Below are 14,958 nucleotides of genomic sequence, written 5' to 3'. Positions count from 1 at the left end.
TCATGCGTCATCTCGATGGCAACGTTCTCGCCGGAGCGATCAGCGATGTGCTGGGGTTCGAGGCGACTGCAGCGCAGGCGCAGTGCCAGTCGTGCGGTGATGTCGCGGTCGTCGCGCAGGCGGTCGTCTACGCACCCCCGATCGGTTTCGTGGCGCGGTGCCGGCACTGCGACGATGTTCTGCTGGTGGTCGTCGAGCGCGCGGGGCAGACAGTGGTGAATCTGCGCGGGATGCGCTGGTTGCCCGTCGACGATCGGTAGGTCGCTCTTTCGGGTCCGGTCAGCGTGAGAAGGCTGTCGATGCGGCGCGGAGGAAGTGCATGACCTTCTCCGGCGGCACTTCGCAGGGGCGGAGAACGGTGCCGTCAGATGTGCGCCAGACGTTCGCTCCGAAGCGTTCGTCGTCAGCGAGGCGATCGGCATCCACCGAGATCACGCCGCCGGCGGCGCGTGTGGTGCGGGTGACGCCCCAGTCCTGACCGTCGATCCGCACCCGGGACCAGCCCTCGGGGATCGCGTCGACGAGGGCGTCGAGATCGTCGTGGCGGGCGTCGTCCATGTCTCCACGCTACGGCAGGCGTGCGGGGCGGGCATCGGGGCAGCGGCTGTGGATAACTTCCGGACCGCCGGATCGATTCTTGCGAGGATGCCCGGGTGAGTGATCCATCCGCTGCCGTCGCCGACCGTGTCCGGCTGCGCCTGCGCGCCGAAGGCATCGATCCGACCGTCGATCCCGACACCGCTCGGCGCATCGCGCAGTCCGAGGTGCGGCGACACGACGACTACGCCCTCGCCCGCGGCGAAGCTCTCATCGACGACGAGGTCGCGTGTGTCCGCGACGTGCTGGCCGCGGTGAGCGGGTTCGGCGCGCTGCAGCCGCTGCTGGACGACGCGGAGATCGAGGAGATCTGGGTCAACGGATCCGGTCACGTGCACACCGCTCGCGGCGGGGTGGCGGAGCGGACCGGTCTGCGGCTCACTGACGCGGTGGTGCGCGACCTCGTCGAGCGGATGCTGCAGTCCACCGGGCGCCGCGTCGACATCAGCCAGCCATTCGTCGACGCATCGCTCCCGGCCGTTATCTGTAGTGAAGGCTGCTATGACGGGGCCATTTGGCCGCTACAGTGTCAGTACTTGTCAGTTACGCGTTCAGGTCCGCGGTACACGTAGGCCGCTCCGGGCGAGGGAGCTCGTTACGCGAGATCCCCGTACGAAGTTCATTCCAAGACTGATCTCTGTCTAGAGTTCGCTGTTCCGCCAGAGTGCTGCTCGATGCCTGAGGTGGCGCACGCGCTACTACTAGTCATGTTCGCGGCGCCCCGCTACTGTGCTGGCGTGAGCATGTGTGAGATCTGTGGAGTCCAACCCGCATACGGCAAAGGGGAACACGTCTTTCCTGCCTGGTATCTGAAGGATGCGGACGCTGCTGGCCAGCCAAAGTTTGGATGGAGTGTCAATGGCCAAGCGCTTTTGAACCGTGACGGCGACCCCCTTCAGTTCCAAGAACGTCAGCGACTTCTTCTGCCTGCCTGTCGTGATTGCAACGCAGAGCTCGACACACGTATTGAGAAGACGGCGAAGGAACCCGTACGCACATTGGCGGCGAGCAACTGGGCCGGAGAGCTAGACGCCGCGCAGTGGGCCGCAGTCGGGGTCTGGCTGGCCAAGATATTGCTATTTGCCACTCACGAGAGGGCTGAGTACCAACATCCCGAGATCAACAGGCATCGAATCGTCGGGGACTGGAACACAGAAGACTTCACTTGGCTCGTCAATGGGGACCCACCCCCACCGGATCTCTCGCTATGGGTTTTTCGCGCGAGTCAGACGAAAGGCGCGCGCCGAGCCCTGGTTCTGTTTCCGCGATCGGTGAAGACAAGTGACGGAGAGCTCGCTTTCTTCAAGTTGAGCACTCTGACCCTCGAGGGCATCAGCGTTACGCTCGCATGGCACCCGGGATGGGCAGTTGCCCATCCACTCGTGACCTCGGGACAAGCATGGGAGCTACTCCACTCTCCGAACACCGGCAACCTCGCCGACTTACCGCTGCTGCCGATGAACGCGATCGAATGGAGCCGGCCTTGGCTCGAGCTCGCTGAGAACGTCCTTTTGGATGGTTCCTTGCCGCGCCTCGGAGCGATCACCGACTCGCCGATACCGACGGAGCTGGTCAACGTGATTCATGCGGGCGGAGGGTGACCGGCCGCGTCAACAGAACTTGGTGTCCGATCTCACGAGAGTTGTCAGTTGGTGAGACAGAAGATCCCCGGAAAGACGGGTGAGTGGTGCGCTGTCGAGACTGCCGGTTGTCTCACGAAACTCGTCGGTATTCACGTTTCGTTCTCACCCTGCCTCAGAGGCGGGGCGGACCGTTTCGGCGCGACAGGTTCCGGCAGGGGGGTTTCGGCAGGTGCGCGACCGGCGTGTCGCGCAGTCGGCCAGCTACCTCCTTGCACCTGCCGGAAACGATCGTTTTCGGTGGGTCGAAGCGGGTCACGGATCAGGGCCTCCAATATGCCGCCGAAACTGAATAGCCGTTCAGTCTTAGGTCTACGGGGCAGGCTCCAGCATCTCGCTGGGCGCTGAACCTGGGTTGGTCGCCTTGCGGTCAGCATCTTCTCACATAACTGTACCGGGCGGTCGGTACAGTTATAGCATGACCGCTAGAGAAGGGCAGCATGTGGCCGTCAAGAGTCGTACTCGTTGGGTAGTCCTGGCGATCTTGTCGTTGGGTCTGTTGATGGTGGTGCTCGACAACTCCGTTCTCTACACCGCTCTTCCGGCGTTGACTGATGACTTGGGCGCGACGTCGTCTGAGGCGTTGTGGATCATCAACGCGTACCCGTTGGTGATGGCGGGTCTTCTTCTTGGTGCCGGTGGCCTGGGGGACAAGTTCGGCCATAAGCGCCTGTTCGTGTGGGGTATGGGGATCTTCGGGGTCGCGTCGGTCGTTGCCGCGTACTCACCGACCCCGGCCATCCTCATCGCCGCTCGCGCGCTGCTGGCCGTGGGCGCGGCGATGGTGATGCCGGCGACTCTGGCTCTGATCCGTCAAACCTTCACAGAGGCGCGGGAGCGAAATATCGCGATTTCGATCTGGGGCAGCGTCTCTCTCGTGGGCGCGGCGCTTGGCCCGGTGACGGCGGGACTGCTGTTGGAGCATTTCTGGTGGGGCTCCGTGTTCCTGATCAACATTCCTATCGCCGTCGTTGCCGTCATCTCGGCCGCCTGGTTGGTTCCACGTTCAGAGGCTAAGCCCGACACGCCGTGGGACTGGGTGTCTTCGCTGATGGCGCTGGTGGGTCTGGCGGCCCTCGTCTTCGTGATCAAGGAAGTGGCCGGTGCCGACCGTCGGTGGCCGGTGGTGATCATCAGCTTCGTGGTGGCGGCCGTCGCAATGGTCTTGTTCGCTCGCCGGCAGCGTGGGCTGGCTCACCCGCTGCTGGATTTCGCGGTCTTCCGGTCGCGGCCCGTGAGCGCGGGAATCATCGCCGCGGGTGTGGCAATGTTCGCCATCGCCGGCATGCAGCTCGTCGCTACCCAGCGCTTCCAGCTCGGAGACGGTTTCACGCCACTCGAGGCCGGTCTTCTTGTGACCTGCCTCGCGGGCGGCGCACTGCCCTCGGGCCTCCTCGCCGGCTTCGTGATGCACAAGATCGGGGTCAGCCCGCTAATCGTGGGCGGGTTGATCACCGCGTCGATTGGTTTGATTGGCGCGCTGGTAGCCCTACCCCTCGGGGTGGTGGCGTTCGGTGCGGGCTTGGCGGTTATGGGGTTCGGTCTGGGCGCGGTCATGGCGGCGGCTTCGTCGGCAGTCATGGGGAACATCGCGCCGGAGAGGGCAGGCATGGGGTCGTCGCTGGAGGAAGTTTCCTACGAGTTCGGTTCGCTCACCGCGGTGGCTGTGCTGGGCAGCATCTTCTCCGGGATGGCTGCCGCGGGGGATATCAACGGTGGATTCAGCGCTGCGGCCATGATCACGTGCGTCATCCTCGTTCTCGGGGTGGCGTCCACGGCACTGCTTCTGCGCGGCGTGGAAGTGAAGCAGGGCCACTGAGCCGCGAGCCGTCCATTCAGAGGCCGAGGCGCTGGGACTAGGTCGTCGCGTTCTCGCCTGAGGCTGGGCTGACCCCCGCCACGGTGCGTAGGAACAGCGAAACCTGCTTCTCCAGGTGGGCGTGGGTGCTCCCGTCGGGATTGATGGCGCAGCTGACAGTGAGCCCATCCACGTAGGTCGAGAGCATGGTCGCGAGGGCTTCGGCAGTGAGCGTGGTGCTGATGGCACCCGCGTCGAGGGCCGACTCCACGGCGTCGAGGACTCTTGCCTCGTAGGCGGCGTGGTCCGATGCCAAGGAAGCCGCGAGGTCTGGCCTGTCCGCCAGGCGGCCGAGCATGCCGAGGAAGATGCGGTAGTCGAGTGAGCTCTCTTCGTCGATGGGAAGCGCGCGAAGGAGAAGCGCGACAAGCACCTCGACTGGATCCCCCTGGAGGTGCTCTATGGAGGCATGCTCACGCTGGAGCGCCAGCCGGTAGGCGTACAGCAGCAGTTCGTCTCGATCCGAGAAGTAGTGCGTGATGACTCCCCGCGTCCAGCCAGCTTGGGCGGCGACGCTCCTGACGGACACGCCCTCGATGCCGTCCCTGGCAAGCACCTCGAGCAGAGCCGCGGCCAGCTCTTCGCGTCTCTTGTCGTAGTCCACGATCTTCGGCACTGGTGCTCGCTTCCGCTGTGTCAGGCGCCTGTGGACGCCTCCGAACTGTTTCCCGGATGTAAATCGCTCGTTACAAGTCTTGTCTAATGCCTCCGATCCATGCTTATATATGACACTGTCATATTTCAAGGAGGAAATGATGGTTTCAAGCGAAGCTTTCACCGTCGATGAGCTGGTGGAGACGCCCTGGGTTCCGTGGGAGCGGGTACCTGCCGGGACGAATGTGGTGCGTACGGAGCGTGGGGTCGAGGTGATCGGCTACGACGCGAGTTCCGCTCTGTTGCGGAACACCGACTACAGCACCGGCCTGCTCGAGCTGTTCGATCACTCGGGTGTGGACGACGTCACGTTCCGCGATCTCGTCGAGAGCAGCGTCAACTACGCCGAGGGCGCGGCCCACACGAGATTGCGCGCAGCGATCGGGTCGTTCTTCACTCCCGCGCGGGTGGCCGGCATGCGCGACGACGTGCGCGCCGACATCGACGCGGCGCTGGATGCAATGGGCGACGCAGCGGACGTCGAGCTGGTTGACCAGCTGATCCGTGACGTACCGGCACGAGTGTTCGCTCGCCTGCTGGGAGTCGATCTGAACGAGCACGGCGCATTCATCAGCCGCATCTCGGAAGAGTCGGTGAGGGTGTTCGAGATGGACCCGACCCTGGGTGAGCACGTCACGCTGGCATGGACCGAGCTGACGAACTGGGTCGATGACCTGATCGCCCTCCACACCCCTGGCGCTCCGGACAGCAACGTGATCGATCACCTCCTGGCCCAGCAGGCCGCAGGGAACATCACCGCGAACGACATCCGCTCCGCTCTCGTCACCCTGTTGGCCGCGAGCACGGACACGACGCAGATCCTTGCCGCACTCATGTTCTGGTCGTTCGCGGAGAACCCGGACCAGTGGCAGCGGCTTCGCGAGAACCCCGAGCTTGCATCCTCGGCGGTGACGGAGGCCGCCAGGTATCGTCCGGGGGACGCCTGGATCTTCCGCGTCGCAACGGTGGACACGGCGATCGAGGACGTCCCGGTGTATGCCGGTGACCATGTGTTCGCCCTCATCGGCGCCGCTCACCGTGATCAGCGAGTCTTCGCCAACCCGGATCAGTTCGACATCGGCCGCTCCGAGCGGATGCCGTTGAACTGGGGCGTCGGGCGGCACTTCTGCATGGGGCGGATGTTCGCCGTCATGGAGCTCGAAGAAATGCTCCTCGCGACCACTCGCCGGTGGGAACGTATCGAGCACCAGGATCCGGTCGCCGCGTCCGCCGCCCCCTATCTGTCCGTGCAGCAGTCCCTGCCGGTGCGTGTGCACCGTGCCCCCACTTCCGTACCCGCCTGACACTTCGAAGGACCAACTGATGCCTACCCTCAACCCTGACACGACCGGCTGCATCGGCGCAGGGATCTGCACCAATACCGCACCCACCGTCTTCGACCTCGACGACAACGGGCTCGTGCGGCTGCGCACTATCGAAGTAGACCCCGCGGACGTGGAAGCCACGGACGCCGCCATTGCGATCTGCCCGGCGCAAGCGCTGGCATGGGCTCAGAGCTAGCCATGACCAGGACGCTCATCGTCGGGGCAGGCGCCGCCGGCCTCACCTGCGCGAAACACCTCCGGCAGTTGGACGAAACCCGGACCATCACCGTGTTGGATAAAGACCCGGACGTCCCCTACGAGCGCCCCCCACTGTCCAAAGCACTCAGCGGTGCCGGTTCCGTCAGCGCCGGCACAGACGAGCTCAAGGGTGCCGGCATCGACGTCGTCTTCGGTACTGCCGTCGGTGTGACCGTCGCAGACCAGCTGCTGCACACCAGCGGCGGCGACCTCGGCTACGACGAGCTCGTGCTGGCTCCGGGATCTCGCCCTCACCGGCCCTCGTGGGTTTCCGAGGAGGTGCACGCGCTGCACTCCCTGGACGACAGCCGTCGCCTTCGGCAGGCCGTGAGCGCCGCCGGGTCGGCCGTCGTCATCGGCGGTGGGTTCGTTGGTGCGGAGCTTGCCGCATCGTTGGTGAGCGCGGGCGTGACGACGACATTCGTGTTTCGCGAGGACGCTCTGTTCCGAAACCGACTCGGACAAGCTGCGTCGGACCTTCTCACCCGTCTCCACACCGAGGCGGGCGTCAGGCTGATCCCCAACGGCACGGTGGCCGACGTCCAGAGCGGGCACCCCGCACAGGTGCACCTCACAGACGGGACCACATTGCACGCCGACCTCGTCGTCGCAGGAATCGGCTCTCACCCGGACACCGCCTGGCTGGGAGACAGCGGCGTTCTCGCCGACGATGACACGATCCGCACCGACGCGTGCCTGCACACGTCCGCTCCGGGCGTCGCAGCCGCCGGGGACAGCGTCAGCTGGACCGGCTTCGACGGTTCCGTCATGCGATCGGCGCATTGGACCACGGCACGCTCCCATGGTCGTCATATCGCGATCGACCTCGCCGCAGGCACGCGCACGCCGTTCCTCGAGCCGCCGTACTTCTGGTCGATGCAGCACGGCAGCCTTCTGCAAGGCATCGGGCACGTCGACCCGCAGATCTCTGAGATCGAGGTACTCGAGGGGACCGGTCCCAAGCCCGGCCTGCTTGCCCGGTACCTCATCGATGGAGAACTCGTAGGCGCCGTCGCCATCAACCACCCACAAGGCTTCATGGCCGCACGGGCCGACGTGGAAAAGCACGCCGCGTCCACTCTTATCCGCTGACATTCACCACCCGAACCAGATTGTCGAGCACGTCATGACTCAAGAAGATTCCCCTGTCCCCGTCGTCACCCTCAAATCCGGCGTACTGACCGCTGGCGGCATCGCCCTCATCGTCGTCGCCGCCGCCGCCCCGCTCAGTCTCATCGCCGGGTACGGGCCTATCGGCTTCCTTGTGGGTGGCATCGGCGCCCCCGCAGGATTCCTTGTCGCGGGGGTCGTGCTTGCGATGTTCGTGGTCGGCATCCTCGCGATGACCCGCTTCGTCGCCAAACCCGGCACGTTCTACGCCTACATCGGTGAAGGACTCGGGCCCGCAGCCGGAACCGCTGCGGCCGCACTGGCCATCACCGCCTACCTCACCATCAACATCGGTGGTATGGGCATCGTCAGCGCCACCACACAGAACCTCATCCTGGTCAGCACCGGCATCGACATCCCCTGGTGGGTGCTCGGCCTGCTCATCACCGCACTGATCTGGTACGTCTGTCGCCGCGGCATCGACGTCGGTGTGAAGGTACTGGTGCTGCTCCTCGTCGCCGAGGTCGGCATCCTCGTCGTGATCGCCATCGCCGTGCTCGCCCGCACCGCCCCCACGGGCCTGAGCGTCGAGTCGTTCGAACCTTCTAACGTCTTCACACCGGGCATGGCTGCCGCGGCGTTGGTGTGGTTCGGGGCCTACTTCGGCATCGAATCGACCACCATCTACCGGGCAGAGGCCAAGAACCCGACCCGCACCATCCCACGGGCAACGATCATCTCGCTGGTCTTCCTCGCCGTCTTCTACTGCATCGTCGCCTGGGCCATCGCCCAAGCATTCAGCGTCCCAGAGCTGGCGGCCGCGATCGCGGAGAATCCGACCGCCCTGATCTACATCATCGGCGACTACTACCTGGGGCCCTGGGCTGGGCTGACCGCGCAAGCCCTCCTCGTCACCAGCTCGATCGCCTCCGGCATCGCCTACTTCAACGCGGTCAGCCGATACGGTCACTCCATGGGCACCGACGGCATTCTCCCGAAGCCGGCGATGCGCGTGCACCCGAAGTTCCGGTCCCCGTCGTTCGGGAACGTGCAGGCAATCGTCACCGCCGCGTTCGTGCTGATCTTCGGCTTGTTGGGTCTTGACCCGTACCTACAGCTGACCGTCTGGTTCTCGAGCCCCGGAACGCTCGGTCTCATCTCCCTGATGGCACTGGCGTCCATCGCGGTCGCGGTGTTCTTCGCCCGTCCCCGCGAGGGCATCACTACGGGACGCCGAACCCTGTTCAGCATCCTCGCTGCCGTGGCCGCGCTGCTACTGGTGGCGGTGGTGACGATGATGATCCTCAACATCGAGCTGCTCACCGGGGCCGGCGGCGTCCTCAACACCGTCGTCGTGCTCACCCCTGCCGTGGTGTTCATCGCCGCGTTCATCGGCAGCATCGCTAGGCGCAAGTCCCGCCGCTCCACCGATCGCGGCAGCGCCCCGCGCCAGGTGGAACCTGTAGAAGGAGCGTGAAAGAGATGGCCCGCCCGACCTTCGATATCGTCTTCACCGGTAATTACTGGAGTGCGGGTCTGACCACGCCCAGGTCAGGCGCGGTCGCTGTGACCGACGGAGTGATCGCCGCGGTCGAACACGCTCCCGCCGCCATCGACGACTTCAGAGCATCGGCGGGCGAGATCATTGATGTCGGCTCGGGCCTTCTCCTCCCCGGCTTCCAGGACGCACACGTTCACCCCGTCATGGCGGGCGTGCACATGCAGGAATGCGCGCTGCACGACCTCGACACCGCAGAGCAGTTCCTCGACGAGATCGCCCGCTACGCTCGCGCCCACCCGGATCGAGACTGGGTGACAGGTGCGGGCTGGACCTTCGCCGCCTTCCCTGACGGAGGTCCCCGGAAGGAGATTCTGGATGCCATCTGCGGTGAGCGCCCTGCGGCAGTCGTCGTGCGCGACGAACATGCCGTCTGGGTCAACACCGCAGCACTCCGCAGGGCAGGCATCACCTCGGCCACCCTGGATCCTGTCGGCGGTCGTATCGAACGCGACTCCTCCGGGACTCCCACGGGGGTGCTGCACGAATCAGCAATGGCTCTCCTCGACGGTGTGAAGCCCACACCGTCGCCGGCCGATCTCGATACCGCGCTCACCGCCGCGCAACGCACGCTGCATGCTCACGGCGTCACCGCCTGGCAGGACGCCCTGGTGGGGAACTTCGGCGACATCGCCGACGTGTACGAGACCTACCGTCGCGCTGCATCTACCGGCGTTCTCACAGCCCGCGTGAACGGCGCACTGTTCTACGACCCCGCCCTCGGCACCGACCAGATCCCCGCGATGATCGCTCGACGTGACGGTGCGACCGGGCTCTTCACCGCCCGCACGGTGAAAATCATGCAAGACGGCATCCCCGAGAACCACACCGCCGCCATGCACGCCCCCTACCTCGACGTCACCGGCCTCCCCACAGACATCACCGGCGATTCCCTCATCGCTCCGGATGTTCTCGACCAGGTTGTTCGTGCGTTGCAGGACGCCGGGTTCGACATGCATTTCCACACCATGGGCGACCGCGCTCTCACCGAGGTCCTCGACGCCCTCGAAGCCGCAGAACACCCAGGGGAGTTCCGTCATCAGATCGCGCACCTGCAGTCCGTGCGACCGTCCGATATCCCGCGGTTCGCGCCCCTGAACGTCACCGCGAACATCCAAGCGCTTTGGGCCGCTCACGGCCAGCAGATGGACCACCTGTGCATCCCGCTGATCGGACTAGAACGAGCCGATCAACAGTTCCCCTTCGGAGACCTCGTCCGGGCAGGCGCCCGCCTGTCGGCGGGCAGCGACTGGCCCGTCAGCGACCCCTCGCCCCTCGACGCCATTCACGTCGCCGTCAATCGCGTCGCGCCAGGCTCCGAACCCGACACCCCCGTGTTCATCGAACGCCAGAAACTCACCCTCACCCAAGCGATGACTGCCTACACCTCCGGCGGGGCCTACGTGAACCGCATCGATCGAACCGGCGTCATCGAACCAGGGATGCTTGCCGATCTCACCATCCTTGATCGAGACCCGTTTGCCACGCCGCCTCTCGAGTTGCACACGCTCGCCCCGATCGCCACATACGTCGGCGGCAGCCCCGTGTGGGCCGCTGCAGAAGGATAGCTCTTCGCATGTCGAGACCATCGTCCCGGGCAGAAATCGTCGCCGCGGCGGAACAGCTCTTCGTCGAACGCGGACATGCAGCGACGCTCGAGCAGATCGCTGCTGCTGCCGGCATCTCCAAGGGCGGCCTGCTGTACCACTTCGGCGCGAAGGAAGACCTGCGTGCGGCTGTCTGCCGCGAAGTGGTGGACCGCCTCTGGAACGTCGTCCATCAGCTGGTCGGGCCGAATGATGAAGAGGGCGCGCTGCTGTCCGCCTATGTCCGCGCGCTCACCGGAGACAGCGCCGTGGCCGCAAGGATCTTCGCCCCCAGCGCGCTCGCACCACTGTTCAACGAAACACCCGCCGCAATCGAGGTCCTACGCGAAGATGCAGACAGGTGGCGCCGAGCCTTCCATAACGACCGGATCGCGCTGGGTCGGTCCCTCGTGATCCGTCACAGCGCCGAGGGGGCCGCTACGGCGGCAGCTGAAGGTTACATCGACGCGCGCGAGCTACATCTCATCCGCCAGGAGCTGCTCACGATGATCAAACGCTCGACCCTTGCTCAGTAGCCCCCACCGAAACTGTCTGCCGAAAGGGGGATTCGGGGAACCCTTGTGGCGGGGCTGACGGGCCCAGCAACCGGCCCACACCGAAAACGATCGTTTGAGGCAGGCAGATGGCGCCTCCGCGATCCGACAGGCGATTTGAGACTCCGCCACTTTCGTGAGGCGCTCCGATAGCTTTCGTGAGACTCCGACAGCTTCGTGAGATCGGACACTTGGGAGTCTCGTGAGGGCGTTGATCCCACGAAGACCACTCGAGTGAGTCTCGCTCGGTTCAGAGCGCTCCTCGACGGCTTCTCTACTGTGATCGCGCGCACAACAACCTCAGTATCGGCCCACTCAACTGTTTGCCCCTCGCGCCGACTCAGTCGGAACTGGCCGCGATACCTGACCCGTCCTATGGGCGAAGATCGGGCAACTCGTCGGGGATGAGCTCGTGTAGTCCAACTCCCAAGGCTTGCGCGATGGCAATCAGCGAGCGGAGCGTCGGATTAACGGGGTCACCGTGGCGGGTGACACCCTTTTCGAGGCGCTGGTACGTATAACGGGTGATACCGGCTCGATATGCCACATCCTCCTGAGAGAGGTTGGAGCGCTCCCGCAAGATTCGAAGACGGAGTGCTAGGCGATCCGAGAAGTCTCCCCACTCTGCCTCGACCGCACGTCTGCCCACCCCCTAAGGCTTGCCGTCATGACGTATCTATGCGGCCTGATCTATGTGGCATAATTTTGATGGCCATACGAAACAATCGACTACCGCCGGATCCTTCCACTCTGCACGTGTGCTGCCCGCCCTCCGGACACCGCGGTCGCACCGCAGGGCTGGCCCGAAGCGTGCGACCGCGATTGTGACGGAAATCTTGGCGGACAAGTACTGGACCGCATGGTGGCGGAGCGCGAATCATCCCCCGCCTGCCGCGTGGAGCTACACCTTCGAGGAGTTCACGAACGACGAGACCGCAGACGAATGGGCTCTCTCGGCGGCGATCTTCGTTGCTCAGTATCGTCGCCGCCACTCCCATGGCCCTACGTTTCGTGAGCTATTCGAGCACCTGCTGCCGGACTCGGGCGGAGTTCCGTGTCGCCTGCCGGCCGATTGGGACGCCCTGGATCGCCGCCGGGGCGGCAACGAGTTCCGTCGACATGTGGCGATCGAGTGGCGTCGTCGCGGATACATCGGTTACGACAAGCAAGTGACAAGGAGCCTCAGAGTCGGCCCGCGATTCCGGGAGCAGTCCCGCGCGTTCAACGCGATGCCACACGGTAGTGACGAAACGCGCGCGCGGCTTGAATCTGTCACAAGACCCGTCGCTTCGACGGAATCGCTGAGCGCCGATGCGGCTCGTGCGCTGCTCCGGATCACGCCTACCTCACTACGACGCCTCAGCCGCCGGGGCTACCTGCATGTCGTGGAGTGCGGCTCCGCGTGGCGGTACCCCTCCTGGCAGTTCGCGGGAAGACCGCGGTTCGCCGTCGTCCCAGGAATCAATGCTGTCGTGCCCGCCATCCCGGGGCATTGGTCGCCCCTTGCGATCAATTCGTTCATGACGGCGCCGAGACGAGAACTGGCGGCTGGCGAAACTATCTACTCGCCGGTTGAGTGGTTGATGCGCGGTGACGATCCTCAGCGCGTCGTCGACGTGCTCAAGACGTTGGAGGTGTCGAGTGAACAGCGACCCTCGAAGCCATAAGGAAGCCTCCAAGCCTCCCGCCCAGCATGATGAGAGCGCGGAGGCGACTCAAGAGGACTTCAACGCCGTACTCGATTCGTTCCGGCGCCTCGTGCAAGCCGCTTCTGATTCAGGGCGGGACTGGAAGCTGATCGACGCGCTTCTTCACACAATGGTCGACATGGTCAGTGAGACCCAGGGCGACCTGTTCGAATCAAGTGACGCGCAAGCGTCCGTGCTAAGCGCGGACGCCGTGACAGAGTCACTTTCTGAAGCGGCAGGGGAGGCCAGAGTTCGGCTTCGCCCCGAGTATCGCCTGCGACTCGAAGCGGTCATCGACTCCTGGAGTGACGACGAAGCCGCCGACTTCCTGATGGTCACCCTTCGCCAGGTTCGCCGGCGAGCCCAACAGGGTGCCCTCTACTACTTTGTCGCGAACCGGAAACGACGATACCCGGTGTGGCAGTTTGACCGATTCTGCAGCGTGGTCGGCGGCGTTGCAGTGTTGAGGAAGGAACTCCCAGAGTCTTGGTCGGCGTCGCGAGTATACGAGTTCATGACAACGCGAAGCTCTGTGCTCGGTATGGTCGCTCCGGCGCAATGGCTCCTCATGAAGCGGGATCCGCACCAGATTGCAGCGGCGATCGCGAGTTCAGTGTCCGCGCGACCGGGAGACTGCGCGCCCACGGACGCCCCCTAGACGGGCTCCGCGCACCTATCAGCAGCCACACGACGCCTCGCCCCATAGGGGGATCGGCCAGCCTTCTTTTAAACAGGGAGCCGGGCACTCTGGAGGCGCCGAGGACCGGGCGCGTCGCTGGCTGGTCCGTCGGACGGGGTCGCCGCTTGAACAACGAAGAAGTACTCACGGGCCGAGCGGACGCTCAACAACGACTTCGAAGACAAGCCATTCTCAGACAAAGTAGACGTCTATAGCGAGTCCAAGTTCGAGCAGACGAAGGACCTCGCCCAGCTGGAGAACGGATGGGATCTCGACGAGCTCGACCGTCGTTCGCTCGAGCTCGCACGGCTCGCCGTTGTGGCGTGGCCTCTGTAACACATTCTCCGTGCTCGTGTTCTGGGTCAAACATGCCCAGCATTCTCCGTCGCACTCTCCCGCTAGGGTCGGAGCATGTCGCTGACCCGTCATCTCAAAGAGTTGAGCTCGCCCGTCCGGCAGTTCGTCTACGCGAGCGCCGTAGAGCTCGCCGCCGCGGGGACCCGGGGCGCGGCTGGCGCAGCGGGTGCTGCTCGGTTCGACTTCGACAATCTCACGTCTCTGGAAACTCAGATTCCCATCCCTGCCGAGGTCAAGCCAGCGCAGCGGAAGCGTCACGCGACCGTGGCGGGAATCGCCCTGGACTATCGCGTGCGCATGGACCTTCCTGACTTCGACATCAGTAACACGACCGCGTGGGAAGGACTCGAGCGGCTCCAGGCGAACCCAGATGTCATACATCGCGGCAAGCACATTGCGAGCGTGCTGCAGGATGCGCTCAACTTCGGTTACCTGACGCTCAAGGAAAAGGATCCGCATCCCCTCAGCCTCGCCCGGGTCTCGATCCCGCTCGCCTGGTGCGAAGCGATCTACCGTGCTGGCCCGGAGACCGCGCTGACGAACGACCTGGGGCGTCAGATCAAGCGGGCTAAGGATGCTGTTGAGCTGACTATGGGGATCCCCGAGGAACTGCTCTTCGACGTCGCACGGATGCACGCGCCCCTCGCCCCTCTCCTCGAGGAATGGAACGTCGCGGCTTCGGACGGATACGACTTCGCTTCTAATCCGACGTTCCTAGGCAGCGCCGCAGTGGGCGGCGCGGACGCCGATTTAGTGGTCGCCGATCTGCTCGTCGAGATCAAGACGCGCGAGCAGATCACGAACCCGTGGATCAGAGACACTCTCTTTCAGCTGCTGGGATACGCCTTGCTCGACATCGACGACTCGCATGACATACGCCGCGTGGCAATCCTTCTGCCACGTCAGCCGCACATCGCTATCTGGAGCCTGGACGACCTGCTCGGTCGAGATGCAGACGAAGCGTTGCCGGAACTGCGAGAGGAGTTCGCGAGCCTGCTGATCGAGATTGTCAAGAACCGTCTCGGAGAAGCCGGGGAGGTCGAAGACCTGGACGAGGACGATCGTTTCGCTGAGCTGGGCTGAGGAGCTAGGAA

The 14,958-nt window shown here is 64.5% G+C and carries 15 protein-coding genes and 1 pseudogene; 13 read left to right on the top strand and 3 right to left on the bottom strand.

What is annotated here, in order from left to right; all coding sequences use genetic code 11:
* Positions 1-2 precede the first annotated feature (2 nt).
* A complete protein-coding gene (locus D7252_RS18790) occupies positions 3-260 on the top strand; it encodes a DUF6510 family protein (RefSeq protein WP_120777125.1) in 258 nt (85 codons plus the stop codon).
* A 19-nt stretch (positions 261-279) separates the two neighbouring features.
* On the opposite strand, the gene D7252_RS18785 is transcribed toward D7252_RS18790, so the two are convergent.
* On the bottom strand, positions 280-558 hold the full coding sequence (locus tag D7252_RS18785; protein ID WP_120777124.1) for a peptide methionine sulfoxide reductase: 279 nt from the start codon (positions 556-558) through the stop codon (positions 280-282).
* A gap of 95 nt (positions 559-653) precedes the next feature.
* On the opposite strand from D7252_RS18785, the gene D7252_RS18780 reads away from it, so the two are divergent.
* From D7252_RS18780 to D7252_RS18770, 3 genes are all read left to right on the top strand, one after another.
* Positions 654-1,169: a Flp pilus assembly complex ATPase component TadA gene (locus D7252_RS18780; protein WP_120777123.1), complete on the top strand. Its 516-nt coding sequence runs from the start codon at positions 654-656 to the stop codon at positions 1,167-1,169.
* A 165-nt stretch (positions 1,170-1,334) separates the two neighbouring features.
* The gene (locus D7252_RS18775) at positions 1,335-2,198 is read left to right on the top strand and encodes a hypothetical protein (protein ID WP_147406775.1); all 864 of its coding nucleotides are present in this window, start codon (positions 1,335-1,337) and stop codon (positions 2,196-2,198) included.
* A 457-nt stretch (positions 2,199-2,655) separates the two neighbouring features.
* Positions 2,656-4,056, top strand: a complete 1,401-nt coding sequence (locus tag D7252_RS18770) for an MFS transporter (RefSeq protein ID WP_183055417.1) — start codon at positions 2,656-2,658, stop codon at positions 4,054-4,056.
* A gap of 37 nt (positions 4,057-4,093) precedes the next feature.
* Here the strand turns inward: D7252_RS18770 and D7252_RS18765 are convergent, their stop codons facing one another.
* The gene (locus tag D7252_RS18765; protein WP_147406774.1) at positions 4,094-4,711 is read right to left on the bottom strand and encodes a TetR/AcrR family transcriptional regulator; all 618 of its coding nucleotides are present in this window, start codon (positions 4,709-4,711) and stop codon (positions 4,094-4,096) included.
* A 139-nt stretch (positions 4,712-4,850) separates the two neighbouring features.
* Between D7252_RS18765 and D7252_RS18760 the strand changes: the two genes are divergently transcribed.
* Genes D7252_RS18760 through D7252_RS18735 form a run of 6 tightly spaced genes read left to right on the top strand, consistent with a single transcriptional unit; the run spans position 4,851 to position 11,122 of the window.
* Positions 4,851-6,053 carry a cytochrome P450 gene (locus tag D7252_RS18760; RefSeq protein ID WP_183055416.1) on the top strand — a complete coding sequence of 401 codons (1,203 nt, stop codon included), beginning with the start codon at positions 4,851-4,853 and terminating at the stop codon, positions 6,051-6,053.
* A 19-nt stretch (positions 6,054-6,072) separates the two neighbouring features.
* A complete protein-coding gene (locus tag D7252_RS18755; protein ID WP_120777119.1) occupies positions 6,073-6,270 on the top strand; it encodes a ferredoxin in 198 nt (65 codons plus the stop codon).
* Positions 6,271-6,272: 2 nt separating this feature from the next.
* The gene (locus D7252_RS18750) at positions 6,273-7,424 is read left to right on the top strand and encodes an NAD(P)/FAD-dependent oxidoreductase (protein ID WP_183055415.1); all 1,152 of its coding nucleotides are present in this window, start codon (positions 6,273-6,275) and stop codon (positions 7,422-7,424) included.
* Positions 7,425-7,458: 34 nt separating this feature from the next.
* Positions 7,459-8,919, top strand: a complete 1,461-nt coding sequence (locus D7252_RS18745; protein ID WP_120777117.1) for an APC family permease — start codon at positions 7,459-7,461, stop codon at positions 8,917-8,919.
* 5 nt (positions 8,920-8,924) lie between these two features.
* A complete protein-coding gene (locus D7252_RS18740; RefSeq protein WP_120777116.1) occupies positions 8,925-10,568 on the top strand; it encodes an amidohydrolase in 1,644 nt (547 codons plus the stop codon).
* An 8-nt stretch (positions 10,569-10,576) separates the two neighbouring features.
* Positions 10,577-11,122, top strand: a complete 546-nt coding sequence (locus tag D7252_RS18735; protein WP_120777115.1) for a TetR/AcrR family transcriptional regulator — start codon at positions 10,577-10,579, stop codon at positions 11,120-11,122.
* A 391-nt stretch (positions 11,123-11,513) separates the two neighbouring features.
* Here the strand turns inward: D7252_RS18735 and D7252_RS18730 are convergent, their stop codons facing one another.
* Positions 11,514-11,789, bottom strand: coding sequence for a helix-turn-helix domain-containing protein (locus D7252_RS18730; RefSeq protein WP_120777114.1), 276 nt, complete (start codon positions 11,787-11,789; stop codon positions 11,514-11,516).
* A gap of 992 nt (positions 11,790-12,781) precedes the next feature.
* Between D7252_RS18730 and D7252_RS18720 the strand changes: the two genes are divergently transcribed.
* The 3 genes and pseudogenes from D7252_RS18720 to D7252_RS18710 all read left to right on the top strand — a co-directional run bounded on the left by D7252_RS18720 (position 12,782) and on the right by D7252_RS18710 (position 14,947).
* Positions 12,782-13,486 (top strand): hypothetical protein, encoded by a 705-nt coding sequence (locus D7252_RS18720; RefSeq protein ID WP_120777112.1) that lies wholly within the window; start codon positions 12,782-12,784, stop codon positions 13,484-13,486.
* A 186-nt stretch (positions 13,487-13,672) separates the two neighbouring features.
* Positions 13,673-13,843, top strand: a pseudogene (locus D7252_RS20635) (DUF1524 domain-containing protein); the annotation flags it as partial.
* Positions 13,844-13,918: 75 nt separating this feature from the next.
* Entirely contained in the window at positions 13,919-14,947 is a 1,029-nt protein-coding gene (locus tag D7252_RS18710) for a hypothetical protein (RefSeq protein ID WP_120777111.1), read from the top strand.
* Positions 14,948-14,958 lie beyond the last annotated feature (11 nt).

Source organism: Microbacterium sp. CGR2 (assembly GCF_003626735.1).
In the GTDB taxonomy this organism is placed as follows: Bacteria; Actinomycetota; Actinomycetes; order Actinomycetales; family Microbacteriaceae; genus Microbacterium.
Note: the sequence above shows the minus strand (reverse complement) of the source record. Positions and strands in the feature narration are given on the sequence as shown.

Bases quoted from the DNA above. Each gene is read 5' to 3' on its own strand.
- D7252_RS18735 (WP_120777115.1), top strand. From the start codon at position 10,577: ATGTCGAGACCATCGTCCCGGGCAGAAATCGTCGCCGCGGCGGAACAG.
- D7252_RS18785 (WP_120777124.1), bottom strand. From the start codon at position 558: ATGGACGACGCCCGCCACGACGATCTCGACGCCCTCGTCGACGCGATC.
- D7252_RS18760 (WP_183055416.1), top strand. From the start codon at position 4,851: ATGGTTTCAAGCGAAGCTTTCACCGTCGATGAGCTGGTGGAGACGCCC.
- D7252_RS18740 (WP_120777116.1), top strand. From the start codon at position 8,925: ATGGCCCGCCCGACCTTCGATATCGTCTTCACCGGTAATTACTGGAGT.
- D7252_RS18770 (WP_183055417.1), top strand. From the start codon at position 2,656: ATGACCGCTAGAGAAGGGCAGCATGTGGCCGTCAAGAGTCGTACTCGT.
- D7252_RS18710 (WP_120777111.1), top strand. From the start codon at position 13,919: ATGTCGCTGACCCGTCATCTCAAAGAGTTGAGCTCGCCCGTCCGGCAG.
- D7252_RS18755 (WP_120777119.1), top strand. From the start codon at position 6,073: ATGCCTACCCTCAACCCTGACACGACCGGCTGCATCGGCGCAGGGATC.
- D7252_RS18790 (WP_120777125.1), top strand. From the start codon at position 3: ATGCGTCATCTCGATGGCAACGTTCTCGCCGGAGCGATCAGCGATGTG.
- D7252_RS18745 (WP_120777117.1), top strand. From the start codon at position 7,459: ATGACTCAAGAAGATTCCCCTGTCCCCGTCGTCACCCTCAAATCCGGC.
- D7252_RS18750 (WP_183055415.1), top strand. From the start codon at position 6,273: ATGACCAGGACGCTCATCGTCGGGGCAGGCGCCGCCGGCCTCACCTGC.